The following is a 21,484-nucleotide window of genomic DNA, read 5'->3' as shown; positions in this document are numbered from 1 at the left end:
TCGTCATCGTATCGGCTGGGGGTCGCATCTGCGGTCCGATGTCATCGACTCCTGACCGGGTCACCGAGGAGGCGGACGACGCCGCGGCGAACGAGCTCGGTGACGAGTCCGTAGACGAGATGGGCGGCGAGCGCTTTGGTGTGCATCGTCGCGGAGACCTCGCCGGGTGGCGGGGAGAGGCCGGCGGCAGGGACGGCGATCTCGTCGGCGACGGCCCAGAGGGTGAGGCCGAACGGGAGCCCGGCGCCGGAAGCGACGCCGGGGTAACGGGAAGCGAGGCCGCCGTAGACCGCGCCGGACCCGGAGCCCATCGACCAGTGGACGATCTGCGCGGCGATCGCCTTTTCCCGGCTGGTGAGGGGGCGGTCGAGGAACGACTCGGTGATTCTGCCGGCGGTCCTGGCGGTTGCGGGCTCGCCGGATTGCTCAGCGGATCCCGATCCGTCGGCCTCACGGAGCTTCGCCTCGGCTTTGTTCCAGGCGATGTGCGCATAGTTCATCGCGACGGTGCCGGCGGCGCCGCCGATGGCACCCGCGAGCATGCCCTTCAGGATGGATGGCCGCTTCTTTCTTCTTCGTCCGAACCTCATCGAACCCTCCGGCAGAAATGGAGAGCAAGGAGCCTACCGGCCCGGGGTATTCATTGGACCGCCGGGCTCTGCCGGGTCGTTCGCGGCGCGCTCTATGCGCTGCGTCAGCAGGCGATCCCGCTTTTCCTCTCGTCCGTCCGATCCGACGCGTCATCGCTGTTAACGGCGCTCCCCCCGACACGTATACTCGAGAGTATGGCTGCGCGAGCCGCGAAAGATCTGTTCGAGAAGGGCGCGTCCCTCAGCGGCCGCGGTTTCCGGGTGGAGCGTGTCCGCTATCACCCGGGATATCGGCGAGAGGCGCATGCGCACGACTGGATGGGAATCACCCTGGTGATCGACGGGGCCCTTCGCGAGCGTGCCAACGGGATTGAAGAAGATGCGTCGGCCCTCAGTGTCGTCTTCAAGCCGGCCGGCACCGTCCACGAGAACGACGTGGGTCCTCGCGGCGCGCGAACGATCGCCGTCGAGATCACCGATCCCGATCTTCTCGAGGACGATCGCCGTCCGGAAGTCTGGCGATGGAGTCACGCCGACAAAGGCATCCAACCCCTCCTCTCCCTCGGTCGTGCGCTGCTCGAGCCGTCTTCCGGACGCGACGCAGAGAACATCGTTTTCGAGCTGCTTGCGGAGTTCATCGATGCTCCGGCACCGCGGCCGGGCGATGCTCCGGGCTGGATTCGGCGCGCGCGTGAAGCACTCGACGATCTCGCACCGGCGGGAATCGAGGTCCGCGAGCTCGCCGAAAGCCTGTGCGTACATCCGGTGTCGCTCACGCGGGCGTTCCGGCGCGCGTACGGAATCCCGGTCAGCCGCTATCGCCGCCAGGTCCGGCTCCGCAGAGCGGCCGAGAAGGTGGCCGGCACCAGGCAAAGTCTCTCCGCGATTGCCCAGCTTGCCGGGTATGCCGATCAGCCGCACATGTGCCGGGAGATGCGCTCGGCCACCGGACTGACTCCCGCGATTCTCCGCAAACTGGCCAGAGGCTGATTCGTTCACCGATTTGATTCATCCGCGGTTTGATTCATTCAACGCGGCGCTTCGGTGGCCGCATATCATCGGCGGCAACGAGGAGGGAACATGAACGCTCGAATCGCTGCAACCATCCTGTGCGCGGCTCTTACCGTCGCTGCACCTGCTCACTCCCAGGCCACGATCGGCGGAGAATGGCGGGAGGACGTCGAGAGGTTCGCGGCCCGGGTCGTAGACGCGGGTCTGGCCCCGGGGATGGCGATCGCGGTGTCGAAAGGGGAGTGGGTGCTCTACGAGGGCGGATTCGGTGTCGCCGACGCCGCCTCGGGCCGGCCCGCCACAGCCGACAGCGCGTTCTACATCGCTTCGAGCACCAAGGCGCTCACCGCAACTGCGTTCGTTCTCATGGCTGCCGAAGGAAAGATCGCGCTCGACGCGCCGATCACGCGTTACCTGCCGACCCTCGAGCTTGCCGCCCCTCTCGATGCGGACGAGATCACCGTGCACCAGTTGCTGACCATGACCGATGGCATCGATCAGGAGGGCCCGGTCGTCGTCCGTACTGCGTATAGCGGCGAGTTCACCCCCGAGCTTCTGATCGAGCTTCTCGCTGACTATGGTCCATCCGAGAGGGGAAACGCATTCGCATATCGCAACCTCCCGTACAACATCCTCGGTCTGGCGCTCGATCCGCGAGATGGCCACGGCTGGAAGGACGTAGTCGAGCGTGAGGTGCTCGAACCGCTCGGGATGGAGTCGACGACGGCTCGCGTCTCGGCCATCGACCCGGAGCGAGTGGCCTGGCCCCACGCGCTCGCCCCACTCGTCGCCGGCGAGGGGTGGGGAAGAATTCGACTGCCGAAGGCCGACGCGAACCTCCACGCGGCAGGAGGCCACTTCACGACCGCCAGCGATCTCATCCGGTTCGTTGCGGCGCATGCGAGCCACGGGCGGCTCGAAGGCAGGCGCGTTTTCCCCGCAGAACCGATCGCTTCGATGCACGAGCGGATTGTCCCCCAGGCCAGGAGATTCGGTCCATTCGAGCGGAAGGCGTGGGGTTACGGATGGGACGTCTCCGAGTGGCAGGGAAGGACGATCGTCCAGCGCTTCGGGGCCTTCTCCGGCTATCGCTCGCACATGTCGTTCGAGCCGGAAACCGGTCTCGGCGTCGTGGTGCTGACCAATGGAGGCGGTATCGCGTCGGACGCGGCCGATCTCGTGGCGACCTGGATTTACGACAGGCTTGCCGGACGCGGGGATCTGGAAGAGGAGTACGAACGACAATTTGCAGCTCTGCAGGGAGAGCGGGACAGCTGGAAGAACGAAATGAGTGAGCATCTCGCCGAGCGCCAAGACCGTCTCGCGCCCCTAAGTCATTCTCTCGAGCACTTCGCGGGTACGTATGAGAACCCGAAGTTCGGGAGGATCGACTGGCACGTCGTTGCCGGAGGGCTCGAGGCGAGAATGGGAGTCGCCGGAAGCCGTGCGGAGATCTACGATGCGGCGAACAATCAGCTGCGGGTCGACATCGGTGGCGGCGTCGTCTTCAGCTTCGAGTTTCCCGATGATGGCAGCCCCGCGACGGCGGTGGTGATGCGTGGCGAGCGATTCGAGCGCGTGCAGTGATCCGAGCGCAGCGCCGGAGGCGCGGCATAAAGTAGCGCGGGGTGGAGCGGCCGAAGGCCGCGGAACCCCGGGTCACGAGGGCATCAAAATCTCGAGTCCCGGAGGGGCGACAGATGAGCCGTCCCCGAGACTGAAGGCTTCTGAATCTGTCGCCCCTCCGGGGCTCCAAATGTGTGGGCGATGTGAACCCGGGGTTGCGGTCGGCGCCTGGCGGCACCTCCCTTAACCCCGCGCTCCTTTCTGAGCGCCCCTTCCGGGGCGCATCGATTTTCAGTTTGTTAATCCCGCAAACTCGGTGCTTCGCTTGGTTTGCTAGTACTTTCATGAGAGATCCCTCGCCCCCCGCCCGACCGCACGCTCGGGATGAACGGAAGGGCGGCGCATGAGTTTGATTACGGCGAGTGGTGAGATTGCGGTCATTTTCGCTCGCCGGAGGGTCGCCCTCCCAGTCGCTCGCTCGGCGCTACTCGATCGGCGGGTACATCGCCCCGGGACGGTCGAGGTCGATCCGCGCGACGTCGGCCCACCGCAAGTACTCGCCGCGCTCGACTCCCTCGGCGAAGATCAGCAGGCCGGCGTTCTGGCTGCCGAGATCCCCCTCATGCTCGAGCACGAGCTCCTCACCGCTGTGGAAGGTCACTCGCGCTCCCTCTTCGGGACCGAGGGGGGCGATCGAAGCGATCAGACCGAAGGGGATCGTGTAGTCGACCCCATGCCGCGGGGCATCGAGCGTCTCGATGGTCTCAGTCTCGTCGAGATCGAAAACGAGCCGTCCCTCGAGGCGGCGGCCATCGCGCGTCGTGACCCCGCCGGTGATCGGAGCGCCCGGGGGAAAGTCGTCGTACGCAGGTCCACTCCCGGCCGCTTCGGGCGCGCTGAAATCGATGCGCTCGAAGGCGTCCCACGACACGAGCACCCGCCCGTAACGCGAATCGTCGACATAGATCCCGCCGTTGCCTCGGCCGGCCTCACGTGTTCCCGAGAGAACCACCTCGCTGCCGTCGGCGAGCGTCACGAGAGAGCTGTCGGGGGAGTTTTTTGCGATGGAGCGGATCGTGCCGAACGGAATGCTGTGAGTGCCGTCGTCAGCCCGCCCCTCCAACTCGTCGGTCCCGAGACTCATCTCACGATGCCACTGGACGAAACCGGTGAAGTCTCCGTCGCGCGTGCGCACCGTTCCGTGCAGCCGGTCGGGCGGGGTGCCCGTTACCGGCGGGGGGAAGAGCTCGATGGTGCGGAGAAGCCGCCTGTCGACATCCATGACGCCGCGCGTCGCGTCCCACACGCGCATGGAGTCGTCGAAGTCGCTGGCATCGAGACGATTGAGGTCCACGACCGTCCCGTTTTTCAGACTCACCCGCACCTCGTTGACGCCGAGCGTCTCGATGCGTGCAATATCGCCGAATCGCACCATGAAGGGACGCCCGAGGTCGAGAGGGCGCTGCTGTCGGCCGACGCTGACTCCGAAGATCTCGATGCGGCGGGGCTCGGTGGGGAGTTGCTCGGGCGGTACATGGTCGACCCATCGGTTGTCGGTTCTGACACCGTTGAAATGGTCGCTCCAGAACGCCTCCTGGTCGATGCCCCAGCGGAGCCGCCCCTCGTAGATCGCCCCGCTGACCGTGGTGATGCGCCCATGGATGAAGCTCGGATGGGCCGCGGTGACGGCGGTCGTCGTCCCGTCGGGTGTCGCCGCGGATCGCTCGAAACTATGCTGGAGCGTGCGGTAACCGAGGATGATGGCGAGGATGACGGCGAGCGCGACGGCGGATACGCCGGCAATGGTGGTTTTCGTCATGCTTTCAGTCCTGATGGAGCGTCGGCGTCAACCCCCCGCACCCGCGGGATGCCATCCGAACCCCCAGATGAGAACGGTACTGATAGCGGTGGGGGAAATCCGATCCATTTCTTCATGATGTCCTCGACTACGAAGGACTTTGTATCGTAAAGTATATACATGCTGAGCGCAACATGGTTTCGGTATCAGGTTGCCGCGGTGACGGTGCGCGATCTCACCCGCCAATGGACGGTTCCGGCGCGGGCAGGGAAGCCGGAGGGGGGAGCGTGGGGCCTAGTGGAGTTGCTCGCTTTTTCCTCGGGCTCGTACGGCGGATCCAGAGCTCTGCTGCGACGACCGTGAGGCCGAATCCGAGCCATACGGATGGGCCGAACCAGATGTCGGGGCCTTCCCGAAGGAGCACCGCAAGCAGCATTCCGATGATTCGAACGCTCGACACGCCGAGGGCGACCGCGACCATCCGAATCATCCATGCTCGGTGGCGTACCACGTCTCCGGCGCGGATGGCGCCGAAGCCGCGGATCGCAGCAACGAGGAAGAGCGTGCCGAACAGGGCGATCCCCGACGATTCCAGAAGTCCCGAGAAGGGCATCAGGATACCGAAGTAGAATCCTGAAATCGCAATCGGAACAGCCAGGGCGACCAGGAATCGGCCGCTCCAGCGATGCCACGCCGGATGCCGGGAACGGAGTCGAGCCACGAACTGTATCGGCGCAAGGATCATGAACAGGGCAGCAGGCATCACGTGAAGGAGCGTCGCGCCCGGATTGCTGTTGAATTTTCCGAGAAACCGGCGGTTCTGCTCCTCTCCATCCTCGTACAGCGCCGTTCCAGGCTCGATCGCGAGCAGTTCATTGAGAGCGCGGAGGTTGGCGCGATCAATCCTCGACATCTCCGGCACCTCGCCTTCGCTGAGGAACACACTGTCGAACACCCCCCACGCCCGCAGCACCGAGGCGGTGACGCCGAGCGCCGCCAGCAGAACGATGAAGGACCAAAGTGTCGATATCGACAGTCGTCGACGACTCACGCTCTGATTCTACAATCACTTGCGCCCAACCGCGCCGAGCTCGAACTACGGGCCTCCGAGGCCATTGCCTGCCGAGGAACCCTCATATCCTCGTATCCTTCAATCACTCCGGCCGGCCCCAGTAAAAGCCCTGACCGAGCTCGAAACCCATCGAACGGAGGATGTCCAGATTCTCGCGCGTTTCGATCCCCTCGACCACGATCATCGCTCCCAGCGATGTGGCGAGGTCCCGGTACCGCTCGAGTCGCCCGCGGACGGCGGCGTCGCTGTCGAGATCCCTGACGCAGCGCTTGTCGATCTTGATCACTTCGGGCTCGAGGACAACCAGACTTTCCAGGCAACTGTTGCCGAAGCCGACGTCGTCCACGGCGATCGCGATACCGGCCTGTCGCAATTGCCGCACGGGCTCGAGCAGATAGGAGGGATCGCCCAGAATCTGCTGCTCGCTGATCTCGATGCAGAACGACCCGTCCGGCCGATCATCCGGGAACTCGTCGATGAGCTGTTCCACTGGTACTCCGACGATCGTCGAAGGATAGAGATTCACGTGACACCGCCCTGACGCGACCGCCCCGGCTGCCCGGAGAGCGATTCGAAGGCACTGACGATCCACGACCGTGAGAATGTTTTCTTCCGCCGAGAAGCGGAAGAAATGGTCCGGCATCTCCACGGCATTCTTGCCGGTCAGACGGGTCAGGAATTCGTAACCGACGGTTGATTCGTCTTCCAGGCGGACGATCGGATGCCGGACGGAAAAGAATTTCTTTCCCTTCATCAGGATTTCGCGCCGGTCTCTTGCCTCGGCCAGCCGCCGGAGGGTGTCATCGAAGTGCGACCCCGAATACGACACGCGGTTTCCACCGCCTTTTTTGCTGCGGTAGAGAACCTGATGAGATTTCGTGAGCAGCTCGTCGATCGAGGAGAGCTCCTCGGTGAGCATCATCGCTGCGAGGCTCGCGGTGAACATGACCGATCCCGTGCTCACCTGGATGGTCGTACTGCTGATTGCCAGCCGCAATCTTTCCGCGATTCGCTGGACTTCGTCGATGGGCACCCGCGGCATCAGCACCATGAACTCGTCGCCACCGAGTCGTGCCAGATCATCGATCGGCCTGATGCACGCTTTGAGGCGCAGCGCGACCTCCTTGAGAGCGATGTCGCCGACCGCATGCCCGAGCGAATCGTTGATCTGCTTGAAATTGTCGAGGTCCATCAGGACGACGAGAGTCGCTTCCTCCTTCTCCCGCAGGCTTTCGATCTGCCTGTCGAGCTTTTCCTGCAGCCCGCGACGGTTGAGGGTCTCGGTCAGCGGGTCGAGCAGGGTCAGTCGCTCGAGCGCGGCGTTGGTCGTCTGAAGCTCGGTGACGTCGAACCCGAACATCACGACACCTTCGCTCTCGCCGCTGACTCCGTGCATCGGCTGGTAAACGAAGGAGTAGATTTCCTTCTCTTCGGTTCCATCCCCGGCGTCGATCATCAGACGGACCTCTCTGGTGATGACGGCGTGCCTCGTTCGAGGCAGCTCGCCGAGGGGTTCGAGAAACTGAGGCGACATCTTCTCCGGGAAAGCTTCTCGCAGCGGCCGGCCGAGGATTTCGCGGTGCCCGCACAGCCGGCGAAACGCGGGGTTGGCGAGCTCGATGACGTAATCCGCGCCTCGAACGATACAGACGGCCGCCGGCGCATTCATCAGGATCACGTAGAGATTCGAGCGGGGGATGAGCCCGAGCGTTCCGACGTCGGGAAAGATGCTCTCCTTCAGATTCAGAACCTCGGTGAGCTGGGCCTGAGCGTAGAGCTCGGCCCTGGTGCGCTCGTAGGCCGCTTCCTTCTCGCTCTGGAGCTGCTGGAGTTTGACGAACTCGGTGACGTCCTCGACCCGGTGGATGATGTGAGTGAGCTGGCCGTCGACCGACACCGGCGAGTTGATCGGGCTCCAGTAGCGTTCCTCGAACCCCCCTCCCGCCTCGGCGGGCCGCGGGATGTCGTATTTCTGAACCGCCATCGCGTTCGGTTCTCTGGTTTCGAGGACCGCCTCGAGTGACGCGCGAAGATTCCGGGTCCCGTCGGCGGTCGGATCGTCCGGATTGTCCGGGAAGACGTCGAAGATGTTCCGCCCGGCGATCTCGTCGAGCTTGGTCATCGTGGCGGCCAGGTAGGCCTTGCTTGCGGCGACGATGCGGAGATCGGTATCGAGTACGAGGTACAGACCGGGTGCCGATTCGAAGAGGTGCTTGAAATCGAGCATCGTCGTCGCAAAGTCTAACCGATCGCGTGATCTCGGACGGAGATCAGGTTCCACGTCACATCTTCCCCACCCAACGGTGGAGCATGACGGGACGATCGAGCGCCCTCGTCGTGCAATACCGCTACATGGTATACCGTTCTAAGGTATGCTGTTCACGTGGCGATCAGGAGTTTCTCAGACCCCGCGCTTGAAAAATTCTTTCGCGGCGGACCGATTCCCAGACGTGCGGGCTGGCGAAGCGTCGCGAAGATCGCCCTGAGGAAGCTGGACATGATCGACTACGCAGAGATTTTGAGTGATCTTCGATCTCCGCCCGGGAACCGGCTCGAGGCGTTGAAGGGTTCACTGGAGGGGTTCCACAGTATCCGGATCAACGATCAATGGCGGATTATCTTCCGCTGGACCGACCTCGGCGTGATCGATGTCGAGATCACGGACTACCATTGAGGAGAGATGATGGAAAAACGTGCAGGCATTGACCGCCCACCCACGACTCCGGGCGAGATACTGAGGGAAGAGTTCCTCGTTCCGCTGGAGATGACGCAGAAGCAGCTCGCCGATCACATCGGATGCGATGTAAAGGTGATCAACCGGCTCGTCAACGACCGCACTTCCGTCACCGCAGAAATGGCGTTGAAGCTCGGCGCAACCTTCGGCACGACTCCCGGCTTCTGGCTCAATGCTCAGAAGGCGGTGGATCTGCATCGCGCGAGCTCGAAAATGAAGAAGCTCCCGCAACCGATCCGAATCTGAGCCACGGACATTCTGCACGACGCCACCATCGTCGAATATCCAGCCATCGCGAACGTTTCCGTACGAAGCCCCCGGCGACGAATGTTCCGATGCATCGCTCGACGCCGCCGGGACGCCCTGGGCAGGCATCGGCTGTCTACAACAGGGCCGGTTGCCCGCTAACAGGGCCGGGTGCCACGCTAAACTACAGATGTGACCCCAAGGTCCCCGTCGTCGCGTGCGGCTCCCCAGGCGGCGAACACGACCTGCCGGGCCGGTGCCGGAGGAATCGAAAGGAACCTCGAAGAAATCAGAGGGGTCTGCAGATTGGTGGCCGGAGGGACGGTAAAGGTTTCAGTAGAAGCCGCACTTGCGGTAATGACCAGATATGACTACTATAGGGTCATGAAGAGCGTCGGGATTGCGGAGCTCAAAGCGAAGTTGAGCGAGAACCTCGGAAAGGTGCGGCGAGGTGAGACGATCACCGTCCTCGATCGGAGATCGCCCGTCGCGCTGATCGTTCCTTACCGGGGCGGATCGGAGCCGCTTCGGGTACGCCAGGCTGCCGGGAAAAGGCGCCTCGCCAGCATTCCTCTCCCGCCGTCAATTCGCAAAAAGCAGGACGTCGTCGATCTGCTTCTCGAGGATCGCGCGCGAAGATGATCGCATATGTCGATTCCTCGGTCGTACTCCGGCTGGTCCTGGGACAACCGGGTGGTCTCAGCCAGTGGAAGGAGATCCGACGAGGAGTCTCCAGCTCGCTCATCGAAGTGGAATGCCTGCGGACGATCGACCGATTTCGGATGAAGTTCGGATTGTCGGACAAAGATCATGCGCGCCGCCGCTCCGCCGTCTACGCGATCATCGACGAGATCGACATCGTCGAGATTACCCGTCCCGTTCTTTCCCGCGCGTCTCAGCCCATGCCGACGGTGGTTGGAACTCTCGATGCGATTCATCTCGCGACTGCAGTGCTCTGGTCCGAGCAGTCGGCCGAAAGGCTGGTCGTTGCTACGCACGACGGTGCGCTCGGTCGGGCTGCTGAAGCGTTCGGTTTCGAGGTCATCGGCACGGAGTGATCGAGATCCTCGGCCGGGATCTTCTGATGAAGCAGAACATGGAAGTTCAGAACGACGCTATCGAGTCGTGGAGGAGCTCAGTCGCGCCCGATGTCGGCGCAGTAAAGTGCCGACATTATGGCGCCAGCTGGTCATCCTGGTAAGTGAGAAGGCTGTGGAGGCGCCTCCGGCTTCGGATCCGGTGTGGTCTCTGCATGCACAGACATCCTTCGAAAGGAGGAGTGTATGAAGCTATTGATGAGGACTTTGCCACTGATGTTCCTGATCGGATGCGCTGCAGCCGGAACACCGACCATTGCCGAGCAATCTGCGGTACGGACGGAAGCCGTGGGACACATCACCGTTCTGCCCGACGAGCTCGAATGGAACCGGGTCGGTTCACTGCCGCCTGGAGCCACGTCGGCCGTGATCGAGGGCGATCTTTCGGCGCGCGAGCCGTTCACTCTGCGACTGAGGTTCCCGGCGAACTACGAGATCCCGGCGCATACCCATCCGACCACCGAGCGCGTGACGGTTCTGTCGGGGACTCTCTATCTGGCGACAGGGAACAACCTCAGCCGCGATGCCGCCGTGACACTGCCGGCCGGCAGTGTCACCGTGATGCCCCCGCGCATGAAGATGTGGGGCTACACCGGCAGTGAGCCGGTCGAGATCCAGCTCAACGGCATCGGTCCGTGGGCAATGGATCTCCTGAATCGCTGAGACGGACCGGAGAGAGCCGCTGTTGTTGGAGTGAAGGTCAATGGCCGAACACATCATGAGTTGGGGTCGTCCATTGGGCGCAGTTGTCAAGCGTGAGCGCAGGTCTTCCTTGCGGCCGGATAGGTCGCCTCGTCTTTTTGATTCTCCAAGGATTCTGTCGCGGCGGTCGGGCCTTTGGTAGCTGTGGGAAACGCCGGATGGTGGGTCGGCGGTGGCGTTTTCCATGGATTCCAGGCCTCGGTCCCGACCTCGCCGTGGTCTTGATCTTCGCTCCAGCACGCTATCCCTGGCGTTTCTTTCGGTCGATGTCGGACCGCCGGTCCGCATCAGTCATCCATCGGGTTCTAGATCGCCGAGGCGAGCCCATGCACGAAGCCGTGCACCAGAAACGCGGTCGGTGCGAGGGCGTGTCCAATAGGAGGATCACAGATCTGTGGCTCACTGCAGCAGTGGGAGAGTCCAAGGCCCCGTAGGCTCACGCCGACGTCGCGAACCGAAAACGAAGGTCAGGATCCCGGCACAAGTAAAGAGGGCGGTTTCTGGGGCGAGATTCCGGCGATTCCCGGTTGCGCCTCGCAGGGCGAAACGCTCGAAGAGCTCGAATCCAATCTCCGTGAGGCGATCGAGAGATGCCTGGCGGTCGCGGTTACACTCGAAGCCTAAGACAGTCCATGCCGTAAAGTGACCGCTTCATACGGTGCACCGACAGTACCTACTGCACCAGGACATCGATCACGGTCGCGAGGCCGACCAGTCCGCGGCTCCCGGGCGAAGAACGAAAGTCTGACCCCCAAATCGATGCGCAACAGCAGGCGAGCCTTCGCTGGGCGGTGCTCACTGGATCGATTCATCGAACCACTCCCGTATCCGTTGCATGCTGTCCACGCGGTCGTCGACCGACCACGACCCACCGTGCCACGCAGCGGGGTAATACGCCCATTGCACTGCGACTTTGTTGAGGCGGAGTGCATTGAAGTACGCAGGATAGTCGTAACCGCTGAGATGTTCAGCGGCGGTGGAAATGAGGAGCACGGGAGTACGGACGTCGGAGGCGCGCTCGAGCGGGGACAGCTCGCGATACTTCTCCGGAGCGATCCAGTGATCGAGGAGGTGATCCTTGGGGCCGGCGCGGCCGGGCGCGTAGGCGTGATATGCGCGGTCGCCGTGAAGCCGGGCGCGATCGTCGGCGAGCATGTCCAGCGTTCCGGCGCTGAGGACGGCAGCGCGAAAACGGTGATCACGGGCGACGATCCAGCCCGTGAGCATTGCGCCATAGCTGAAGCCGTAAATCCCGAGGCGGTTCGGATCAGCAATGCCATCGGACACGAGTTTCTCGACTCCGGCCAGTGCATCGGCTGCCGGGGTCTGAAAGAGGCGCCCATTCCCGAGCTCCTTTCCGTGGCGGAAGTTCGGGAGCAGAACGGCGTAGCCGGCCCGCGCGAGAAGTCCAGCGTAGCCTCCGAGAGGGCCATGCAGAAAGTGAGCATCGGCGGTGGCGCGGCTCTCGGGGCCGCCGTGTAGAAAGAGTAGGGTTGCACGCGGCTTCTCCTCCTGCGGAGTCACATAGAGACCTTCGATGATGGCTTCGCCGCTGGTCCAGCGGACTACGCGTGTGGTGATCCCGTCAAATATCTTCGGGTTCACCCCGGGCCACGACCCGATGCGGACGTGTTCGCGCGCGCCGAGGAGTTGGAGCGACTCGGGCTCCGTAGCCGTAGCCGTGGCTGCGAGTACGCGATCACCAACGACCGTGACACGATGCACTACCGCATCTTCGAGAATCGTGCGCGCTTCGCCAGTGCGGAGGTGGATTTCCACGAGACGGTCAGTCGTCCCGGTCTTTTCGATCGCGATCAGGGCGTTTGTGGTGATGCCGATCACGCGCACATCGTTGCGAGCCGGTGTGCGGCCGAGGATCTCCAGGGATTCCTCCCGAAGAGATGTGAGCAGCCACTCCTCCCCTTCTCGCGATACGAAGAGCCAGGCACCGCCGGACGTACGGTGCGCGTGGACCACATTTCCTTCGATCGTTCCGAGGCGGCGCCGCGAAGGGACCATCTCGATCGCGCTGCCGTTCCGGACGATCGCCTCCTCGCCGGAAAACGAAAGGAGCCGCTCAGTCGCGGCAAGACTCGCCAGCACTCCAGAGGCAGTGCGTAATACCTTCTCCGTCCCGGTGAAGAGAGGCCCGCGCATGCCCTGGGCGCGAAGCAGCGGCGCATCGTCCGAGGTCCCGTCGACGACAATCGGTCCTTTCATACTGCCCGGTGCGCTTACAGTTCTGTCGATGAAACGTTCCTGCCATGACACGTCCGGCTGGACGGCGAAGGCAACTGACCTGCCGTCGGTGGACCACGCGATCTCGGCCGCTTCACCGACAGGATTTCGCGCCGCTCCCTCAACGGAAGTGATGACCAGGCGATTCCCCGTGGCTAGATCGAGCGTGCTCAAGTGAAATGCGCGATTGAAAAACGCGACTCGCGTACCATCCGGAGACCAGGCGGGAGAGTGTGCGTCTTCCGAAGCGGCGGTGAGCGGCCGAATCGAGCCGGCGCGCAGATCGATCAGGAAGAGTACCCGCACACCGAGGCCGACGAAATCATCGCGATAAGGCGCGTTGCCCGTCCGGACGACCGCAATCACGGAACCGCCATCAGGTGCGGGATGGAGCGATTCGGTGCGCATGTCCGACGCTTCCAGCAACGAGCGCAACTGAACATCGGACCCAAACGCGCTCGTCTGGAGAAGCGCGATCGACAGCAGGATGGTGGCAGGTACCGTTCTCATCTTCATGACTTACAACTTTGACGGCGTGTCATAGAACCGGTTTCGTATGAAGTTAGTACATGAACATGAACGCACACTCGACAAAACACGTACAGACGTCGCCGACGAGCTCCTCGAACTGGTGCAGACGAGGGGGGGACGCTCAGTCGGGCTTCGGCTGAGTCGTCATGAAGCCTGCGAAGATCGCGTGTAATGCGGCGTTTACCCGAAGGCCCTCGCGGATGGAACACCCGGGCGGGCAGAGCGCCGCGGGTTCGGGACTCCCGCGCCGAATTCAATTACCCCGCTGCGAAGAAACGCCTGGGTCTCGCTTTTCCGGCGCAGTCGGTTGATAATGTCGCTTCGGCAGACTTTCTGAACATGCTCCTCGTCGGTACCCGGCTCGGCCCATACGAAGTGATCTCCCGCATTGGCGCTGGCGGCATGGGAGAGGTGTGGCGTGCGCGCGACACGCGCCTGGAGCGCGACGTCGCGGTGAAGATCCTCCCGGCCGAGTTCGCGTCGAACGCGCAGCTGAAGCTGCGGTTCGAGCGCGAGGCGAAGACGATCTCACAGCTCAATCACCCGCATATCTGCGTGCTGCATGACGTCGGCGAAGCGAGGCTCGAGACTCGAGACTCGGGACTGCGGGGGATCCGAGCCTCGAGCCTCGAGCCCCGAGCCTCTCCTACCTCGTCATGGATCGATCGGTGAATGCCGGCCTGACGGTAAAACATGTGTTACGGTAAGACAGCCGAGCGCACGCGCGAGGACGACCGGCTCTTCGAAGCGGCGCTGTTGTGTTCAGGCATCATGGCCGTTGCAGCGCTGTTCGCGCTGCTGATTCCGAAGCCGCTTTACGCTCAGGATGCGGCGCCCTCTTTCCAAGTCGAGGAGGCGACCATCGCAGAGATTCATGCGGCGATGCTGGCGGGACGGCTGACGGCGCGCCAGCTCGTGGAGACGTACCTCGAGCGGATTGACGCCTACGACAAGAGCGGTCCCGCGATCAACTCGCTGATCGCGCTGAATCCCGATGCCCTGGAAAATGCCGACTCGCTTGACGCGGCGCTCCGATCGAGTGGCGCTCTCGTCGGACCTCTTCACGGTATTCCTGTGATCGTGAAGGATAACTATGACGTCGAGGGGCTGCCGACGACCGCCGGCTCGCTGGTGCTCGAGGAATCGCTGCCTCCGGACCATTCGTTCCAGGTGCGCCGGCTCCGTGAGGCCGGCGCGATCGTGCTCGCCAAATCCAATCTCTCGGAATTCGCATTTTCTGCCTTCGTCACGGTGAGCTCCAGGCTTCCGGGATACACGAAGAACCCCTACGCGCTCGACCGCTCGACTGCCGGCTCGAGCGGCGGGACGGCGGCGGCAGTGGCCGCCAACCTTGGCGCTGTCGGCCTCGGCACCGATACCGGGAATTCCATTCGCGGACCGGCGTCGCATACCGCGCTCGTGGGCATCCGCTCGACGCTCGGTCTGACGAGCCGCGATGGAATCGTTCCGCTCAACCTGGACCGCGATATCGGCGGTCCGATGGCCCGGACAGTCAGCGACGCAGTCGCCGTCCTCGACGTGATCGCCGGCCATGATCCCGCTGACCCTGTCACGGTCTCCAGCCTCGAGAAGAGCCCTCCCGGCGGCTACAGAGCACACCTGAAGGCCGGTGGTTTGCGTGGCAAACGGATCGGAGTCCTCCGTCAGATTTCCGATACGAAGACGGCCGATGCCGAGGTGCGAACCCGGTTTGAAGAAGCCCTTGCGGCACTCCGCTCAGCCGGGGCCGTGGTCGTCGATCCGATCTCCATTCCTGGTCACGAACGGCTTCGGGAGACGACCCTGGTCTGCCGCCGGTTCAGGCATGATCTCAAATCCTACCTCGCCAGCCTCGGAGACCGCGCGCCGGTACGCACGCTCGAGGAGGTCCTTGATTCGCGTCGGTTCCACCCATCGTCCGAGCCTCGGCTGCGGTACTTCGCAGCCGCCGAACTTTCACCTGAGGAGGACCAGGCTTGTGTGGGGATAGCCGCGGACGCCGACCAGCTTCGTGCCGCCGTCCGGCGGGTCCTGAGTGAGCAGCGGCTCGACGCGCTCGTTTATCCCTCCTGGAACAATCCGCCGCGACTGATCGGAGACCTGAACACGCCCCACGGGAACAACAGCGGTCTGCTGGCTCCGCCCATCGGTTTTCCGGCGATTACTGTTCCGATGGGCTGGGTGCAGCAGGAGCGTCTGCCGGTGGGACTCGAGATTGTCGGTGATGCCTGGTCGGAGCCGATCCTCATTGAGATTGCCTACGGGTATGAGCAGGCGACCCGCCACCGGAGAGCGCCTGTGTCCACGCCTCCGCTGCCCCGTGGAAGTGGCGGGGCTGCGGCGGTGGAGAGCTCGCACTGAATCGTCCAATGAATAGCCGCCTCGGCGGCCTATAATGAGTCCACCCTCAATGAACGTCAGTTCCGGCAGCCGTCTCGGACCCTACGAAATCGTCTCCCGCATCGGCGCTGGCGGCATGGGAGAGGTGTGGCGTGCGCGCGACACGCGACTGGAGCGCGACGTCGCGGTGAAGATCCTCCCGACGGAGTTTGCGGCGAACGCGCAACTGAAGCTTCGCTTCGAGCGCGAGGCGAAGACGATCTCGCAGCTCAATCACCCGCATATCTGTGTGCTGCATGATGTGGGAGAGACGAGAGTCGAGAGGGGAGAGGCGCGAGGCGAGGGAGAACAACAACTCGCCTCTCACCTCTCGCCTCTCGTCTCCTACCTCGTCATGGAGCTGATCGATGGCGAATCGCTCGCCGATCGGCTCGGCAGGGGGCCCCTCCCTCTCGCCGAGGTCCTGAAGTACGGTGCCCAGATCGCCGACGCTCTCGACCGGGCGCACCGCCATGGCGTGGTTCACCGGGATCTGAAACCCGGTAACGTCATGCTGACGCGCTCAGGGGCGAAGCTCCTCGATTTCGGTCTGGCCAAGACAGCTACCATATTCTCTGCCGGCGGACTGCAACGAAAGAGCTCAGCCGAACCGCAGCGAGATGTCCAGGATCAATCGACGGCCTTCAGGCCTGCACAGCCCCTGACGCAGGAGGGCACCATCCTCGGGACGTTTCAATACATGGCTCCCGAGCAGCTCGAAGGGGAGGAATCGGATCCCCGCACGGACATCTTCGCCCTCGGCGCGGTTCTGTACGAGATGCTCACCGGGACTCGCGCGTTCGAGGGGAAGACGAAGACGAGTCTGATTGCCGCGATCGTCGGCTCCGAGCCGAGGCCGGCGAGAACTCTGCAGCCGCTGACGCCTTCCGCTCTGGAGCACCTGATCGAACGGTGTCTCCGGAAAGATCGCGACGATCGCTGGCAGTCAGCCCGTGACATCGCCGAACAGCTGCGATGGATCGGGAGTTCGTCGGAAGTACAGCCGCAGAGTGGAAGACGCTCTCCAGTGCGGCTGGCGGTCGTGGCAGCGGTCGTGATCGTGCTGCTCAGTGCTGCCCTCGGCGCGGCACTGTGGAAGCTGCGAGACTCTCGGATGCCGTCGCTCCGGCTCGGGATTCCATTGGCCGAAGGAACAGTGCTGGGACAGAGCATGCTGCCGAACATTGCGGTCTCTCCCGACGGCGGCATCCTCGCCTACACGGCCAGCACGGGCGGCGGTCCCGCGATGATGCACCTTCGCGCGCTCGACCAGTTCGAAGGCAGAGTCGTACCGGGATCCGAGCACGCCGACACTCCTTTCTTCTCTCCTGATGGGAAGTGGGTAGGTTTCGTCGCCGGAGGTGAATTGCGCAAGGTGGCTGTCGACGGAGGAGCGGTGGCGAGGATCGCGACTGTCCGCGGTTCGCCCACGGGTGCCGTCTGGCTCGAGGACGATACGATCGTCTTCGCTCCTCACTACAACAGCGGCCTCTCACGAGTCAGTGCATCGGGGGGCAGAATCGAAACGCTTACAACGCTCGATCTGTCTGCGAAAGAGTCGAGTCATGGATGGCCGGACGTACTTCCGGACGGCGAGACGATCATCTTCACCATCGAGAGATCGGGACAGCTTTTCGACCGCGCCGTGATCGGCGCTGTCTCCCTTCGCGACGGCACAAGATCGACCATTCTGGAGGGCGGGTCACGTGCCTCGTATGTCGCCGGCGGCTATCTGCTCTTCGCCCGATCGAGCTCGCTGTTCGGGGTTGCCTTCGATCCCAAGCGGAAGAAGGTGACCGGTACGCCTGTCGAGCTCGTGAATGGGGTTCTGATGAACCAGGGACGCGGAACGTCCCACTATTCCATCTCACGCAGTGGCCTGCTGGCGTTCGTCCCCGGTGGTGAGGTCGTTCGCAGAAACCGCCTTCTCTGGACAGACCTGAACGGGAATGTGACATCTTCGGTCGAGCAGCCCGGCTCTTACAATCTTTTCCGGATTTCGCCCGACGGGCAGAAGGTGGCGGTGCAGGTCGTCTCCTCAAACGACGATCTGTGGCTGCTCGACCTGGAGCGGGGAACGCAGGTCAGGCTGACTTTTGAGGGAGAAAATTACAACCCGGTCTGGACTCCGGACGGGAAGTGGATCATCTTTGCGTCCGATCGCGCGGGTCAGTTCAACCTGTATCGGATGAGGACGGACGGTTCCGGAATCGTCGAGCGGCTGACCGAGAGCACGCGAGAGCAGGTGCCAACATCAGTCTCGACGGATGGAACTGTCGTCTTTACTGAGTTCGCCGACTCTGGTGGGAGCGATCTCTGGACGCTTTCTCTCGAGGATCGGGACAGGAAGCCGGCACCGCTGGTCGCCACTCCCTTCGAAGAGCGGTCCGCCAGTTTCTCACCGGGCGGAAAGTGGCTCGCGTACTCCTCCGACGAGTCAGGAAGGCGTGAAATCTACCTGCGCCCACTGGAAGGAGACGCCAAAATTCTGATCTCCATCGATGGCGGCGACGACCCGGTCTGGTCTCCACGCGGAGACGAGCTCTTCTACCGCAGCGGAGAGCAGATGTTCGGCGTCAGAATGCCATCCGGTCCGGAAGGCCGGAGCGAGCGGCCGCGGCGTCTCTTCGAGCACATTCACGGACTCGGCGAGTCGAGATGGGGGCGATATTTCGACGTGGCTCCCGACGGGGAGCGCTTCCTTCTTCTGCTGTACGAGGAAGAACAGATGCAGGATCGCATTCACCTTTCCGCCGGCTTCGATTCCGATATCAGGGAAAAGGCCAAATGACGAACATTCACAGTGGCAACCGGCTGGGTCCTTACGAGGTGATCTCCCGCATTGGCGCTGGCGGCATGGGGGAGGTGTGGCGTGCGCGCGACACGCGCCTGGAGCGCGACGTCGCCGTGAAAATCCTCCCGGCCGAGTTCGCGTCGAACGCGCAGCTCAAGCTGCGATTCGAGCGCGAGGCGAAGACGATCTCACAGCTCAATCACCCGCATATCTGCGTGCTGCACGACGTCGGCGAAGCGAGTCTCGAGACTCGAGGCTCGGGACTCGCGGGGGATCCGAGCCTCGAGCCCCGAGCCCCGAGCCTCTCCTACCTCGTCATGGAACTGATCGATGGCGAATCGCTTGCCGAGCGAATCGCGAAGGGGCCGCTCCCCCTGACAGACGTCCTGAAGTACGGCGCGCAGATCGCCGAGGCGCTCGACCGGGCGCATCGCGCGGGAGTGGTCCACCGCGATCTCAAGCCGGGCAATGTCATGATCACGAAGTCGGGTACGAAACTCCTCGACTTCGGCCTGGCAAAAAGTGATATCCGCTTAAGCCTCCCCGGGTCATCTCAGCCACCTGTAGCTGTGGACGAACCCACGGCATTCCGGCCGCAGGAGCCGCTCACCGCCGAGGGAACGATTCTCGGAACGTTCCAGTACATGGCGCCCGAGCAGCTCGAGGGGATCGAGGCAGACCCGCGTACGGACATCTTTGCACTCGGGTGCGTGCTCTATGAGATGGCGACCGGAAAGCGGGCATTCGACGGAAAATCGAAAACGTCGCTCATCGCGCAGATCGTGAGCGGCGAGCCACGCCCGATTCGCGACATGCAGCCGCTCACTCCGCCGGCGCTCGAGCACGTGATCGCCAGATGTCTCGAGAAAGATCCCGATGACCGGTGGCAGTCGGCACACGACGTGGCGAGCGAGCTGAAGTGGATCAGCGAGGCCGGATCGCAGGCGGGTGTGATCACCCCGCTTCGAATCAGAAAGCGCCGACGCGACCAGCTTTTTCTCGCGCTCTGCCTGATCACTGGCCTCGCGGCTGCCGGAGTCCTCGGCTATTTCCTTGCGAGGAAGAGCGCGCCGAAACCGCACTACCAGTTCACGATTCCCGGGATCGACCGCACCTATCGCGCTGCCTCTCTCGCACGCATCTCGCCGGACGGTTCGAAGGTGGTCTTCAACGCCGCCGGGGTCGACCACCCCCAAAGCCTATGGGTCCGATCGCTCGATTCCTTTGAAGTCCGGCCAGTTGAGGGTTCTGAGGGAGCGGGCGTCGTATCCTGGTCCCCCGACAGCAGATCGATTGCCTTTCTCGCCGCGGGGCGGCTTCATCGGGTGGACGCGGATGGTGGCCCGGTGCAGGTACTTGCGGACGTTCCAACCGCCGTCGGAATCGAATGGGGACCGGAAGGGCGTATCCTGGTCGGCTCGACGCGACAAGGAATCCGGATGGTCCCCGCGAACGGAGGAGCCCCGGTCGGGATCACCAAACCTGACGCTGCGCAACACGACCTCGGACACGCTTTCCCTACGTTCCTTCCGGATGGCCGGCGGTTTCTTTTCATCACGTTCACCCGGGAACCGAACCGGGACGTGCAGCCACACAGACTGATGGCAGCGTCCATCGACTCTCCGGAGATCAGGTACATTGGCGACGTTCCATCGAGAGTTCAGTATGTGGCCCCCGGATACCTGCTCTTCGTCCGGAACGGCATTCTTCTCGCCGCGCCGTTCGATGAAGAGGATCTCTCCTTTACTGGAGATCCGATTGTCGTGAGCGAGCACGTCTACTACTTTCTCCCGACGGGCGCCGCGAGTTTCTCTGTGTCGAACAACGGGATTCTGACCGTCCAGGAGCCGCGTACCGGCTCGACCCTGCGATGGATCGACCATTCGGGGCTGAATCTCGGCGCCTTTCCGGCACAGCCGCGCGAGTACTCGAGTGCTCCGCGATTCACGGCCGACGGCACGAGACTTCTGGCTGCCGTTGCTGATCCCTCCATCGGAACCTTCGATTTGTGGTTCTTCGGCGTCGAGCGTGAGACCTCGACCCGCCTCACCTACGAGCCGGGATGGGAGGCTTCGCCTCTCCTGAGCCCGGACGGCGGGCGGATCTATTACGCCTCGGACAGGTCGGGTGTGCCCGACATCTATGTGAAAGAGCTCGACAGTCAGCGCGATGATGCACTCGTGCTTGCCGAGCCGGGTGTGCAGATCCCGAGGGACATCTCGCCCGACGGACGCTATCTCCTCTACGCCACCGATAAAGAGCCGGCGATGAAGAGAGATCTATGGGTCGCGCCGCTCGAGGGTGACGCCGAGCCGTTTCCGTTCGTTCGCTCTCCGTTCGCGGAGAACCATGCGCGGTTCTCTCCCGACGGTAAATGGGTGAGCTACACATCGGACGAATCGGGGCAGTCGCAGGTCTACATCAAACCATTCCCCGGCCCCGGACCAGCGCGACAGATCTCCCTCAGCGGCGGGACCTCTCCGGCCTGGAGTCAGAACGGAGAGACGCTCTTCTATCTGGCCGGCACCAGGCTGCTGTCTTCGAGTGTGAGCGATCCTGGTGAGGATCCGCAAACCATCTTCGACAATCCCGACCTCTCCGGATTCGAGGTCGCTCCGGATGGCCGCAGGCTTCTGGTCCTCATGAAGCGTGACTTCGATGCCTCGCCACCGACCCGTGTGATGGTGAACTGGCCGCGCCTCCTCGAGAACAGGCAGTGAGAGCGC

At 63.2% G+C, this 21,484-nt stretch carries 16 protein-coding genes; 11 read left to right on the top strand and 5 right to left on the bottom strand.

Annotated features, from left to right (window positions below):
- Positions 1-41: 41 nt before the first annotated feature.
- A complete protein-coding gene (locus KY459_03815; protein MBW3563832.1) occupies positions 42-590 on the bottom strand; it encodes a DUF1440 domain-containing protein in 549 nt (182 codons plus the stop codon).
- Between the two features lie 195 nt (positions 591-785).
- Between KY459_03815 and KY459_03810 the strand changes: the two genes are divergently transcribed.
- Both KY459_03810 and KY459_03805 read left to right on the top strand, forming a co-directional pair.
- Complete coding sequence (locus tag KY459_03810; GenBank protein MBW3563831.1) at positions 786-1,580, top strand: AraC family transcriptional regulator; 795 nt, start codon at positions 786-788, stop codon at positions 1,578-1,580.
- A 90-nt stretch (positions 1,581-1,670) separates the two neighbouring features.
- Positions 1,671-3,188, top strand: a complete 1,518-nt coding sequence (locus tag KY459_03805; GenBank protein MBW3563830.1) for a beta-lactamase family protein — start codon at positions 1,671-1,673, stop codon at positions 3,186-3,188.
- A 463-nt stretch (positions 3,189-3,651) separates the two neighbouring features.
- On the opposite strand, the gene KY459_03800 is transcribed toward KY459_03805, so the two are convergent.
- The 3 genes from KY459_03800 to KY459_03790 all read right to left on the bottom strand — a co-directional run bounded on the left by KY459_03800 (position 3,652) and on the right by KY459_03790 (position 8,264).
- Positions 3,652-4,986, bottom strand: coding sequence for a hypothetical protein (locus tag KY459_03800; GenBank protein ID MBW3563829.1), 1,335 nt, complete (start codon positions 4,984-4,986; stop codon positions 3,652-3,654).
- Positions 4,987-5,200: 214 nt separating this feature from the next.
- On the bottom strand, positions 5,201-6,016 hold the full coding sequence (locus tag KY459_03795; GenBank protein ID MBW3563828.1) for a DUF2306 domain-containing protein: 816 nt from the start codon (positions 6,014-6,016) through the stop codon (positions 5,201-5,203).
- A gap of 103 nt (positions 6,017-6,119) precedes the next feature.
- The gene (locus KY459_03790; GenBank protein ID MBW3563827.1) at positions 6,120-8,264 is read right to left on the bottom strand and encodes a diguanylate cyclase; all 2,145 of its coding nucleotides are present in this window, start codon (positions 8,262-8,264) and stop codon (positions 6,120-6,122) included.
- A gap of 162 nt (positions 8,265-8,426) precedes the next feature.
- Here KY459_03790 and KY459_03785 point away from each other — a divergent pair, with 162 nt between their 5' ends.
- The 5 genes from KY459_03785 to KY459_03765 all read left to right on the top strand — a co-directional run bounded on the left by KY459_03785 (position 8,427) and on the right by KY459_03765 (position 10,777).
- Positions 8,427-8,711 (top strand): type II toxin-antitoxin system RelE/ParE family toxin, encoded by a 285-nt coding sequence (locus KY459_03785; GenBank protein ID MBW3563826.1) that lies wholly within the window; start codon positions 8,427-8,429, stop codon positions 8,709-8,711.
- A gap of 9 nt (positions 8,712-8,720) precedes the next feature.
- Complete coding sequence (locus tag KY459_03780; protein ID MBW3563825.1) at positions 8,721-9,017, top strand: HigA family addiction module antidote protein; 297 nt, start codon at positions 8,721-8,723, stop codon at positions 9,015-9,017.
- A 384-nt stretch (positions 9,018-9,401) separates the two neighbouring features.
- Complete coding sequence (locus KY459_03775; GenBank protein ID MBW3563824.1) at positions 9,402-9,659, top strand: type II toxin-antitoxin system Phd/YefM family antitoxin; 258 nt, start codon at positions 9,402-9,404, stop codon at positions 9,657-9,659.
- Entirely contained in the window at positions 9,656-10,075 is a 420-nt protein-coding gene (locus tag KY459_03770) for a PIN domain-containing protein (protein MBW3563823.1), read from the top strand. The genes KY459_03775 and KY459_03770 overlap by 4 nt, the downstream gene beginning before the upstream one ends.
- A gap of 237 nt (positions 10,076-10,312) precedes the next feature.
- On the top strand, positions 10,313-10,777 hold the full coding sequence (locus tag KY459_03765; protein ID MBW3563822.1) for a cupin domain-containing protein: 465 nt from the start codon (positions 10,313-10,315) through the stop codon (positions 10,775-10,777).
- Positions 10,778-11,611: 834 nt separating this feature from the next.
- Here the strand turns inward: KY459_03765 and KY459_03760 are convergent.
- A complete protein-coding gene (locus KY459_03760; GenBank protein ID MBW3563821.1) occupies positions 11,612-13,564 on the bottom strand; it encodes a prolyl oligopeptidase family serine peptidase in 1,953 nt (650 codons plus the stop codon).
- Between the two features lie 192 nt (positions 13,565-13,756).
- Here KY459_03760 and KY459_03755 point away from each other — a divergent pair, with 192 nt between their 5' ends.
- From KY459_03755 to KY459_03740, 4 genes are all read left to right on the top strand, one after another.
- Positions 13,757-14,257: a protein kinase gene (locus KY459_03755; GenBank protein ID MBW3563820.1), complete on the top strand. Its 501-nt coding sequence runs from the start codon at positions 13,757-13,759 to the stop codon at positions 14,255-14,257.
- Positions 14,258-14,356: 99 nt separating this feature from the next.
- On the top strand, positions 14,357-15,946 hold the full coding sequence (locus KY459_03750; GenBank protein ID MBW3563819.1) for an amidase: 1,590 nt from the start codon (positions 14,357-14,359) through the stop codon (positions 15,944-15,946).
- A gap of 49 nt (positions 15,947-15,995) precedes the next feature.
- The gene (locus KY459_03745) at positions 15,996-18,755 is read left to right on the top strand and encodes a protein kinase (protein ID MBW3563818.1); all 2,760 of its coding nucleotides are present in this window, start codon (positions 15,996-15,998) and stop codon (positions 18,753-18,755) included.
- Positions 18,752-21,478: a protein kinase gene (locus KY459_03740; GenBank protein MBW3563817.1), complete on the top strand. Its 2,727-nt coding sequence runs from the start codon at positions 18,752-18,754 to the stop codon at positions 21,476-21,478. Before KY459_03745 ends, KY459_03740 begins: the two co-directional genes overlap by 4 nt.
- Positions 21,479-21,484 lie beyond the last annotated feature (6 nt).

Source organism: Acidobacteriota bacterium, from assembly GCA_019347945.1.
GTDB lineage: Bacteria > Acidobacteriota > Thermoanaerobaculia > Gp7-AA8 > JAHWKK01 > JAHWKK01.
The sequence above is the reverse complement of the archived record's forward strand: the minus strand, read 5'-3'. Positions and strand labels throughout refer to the sequence as shown.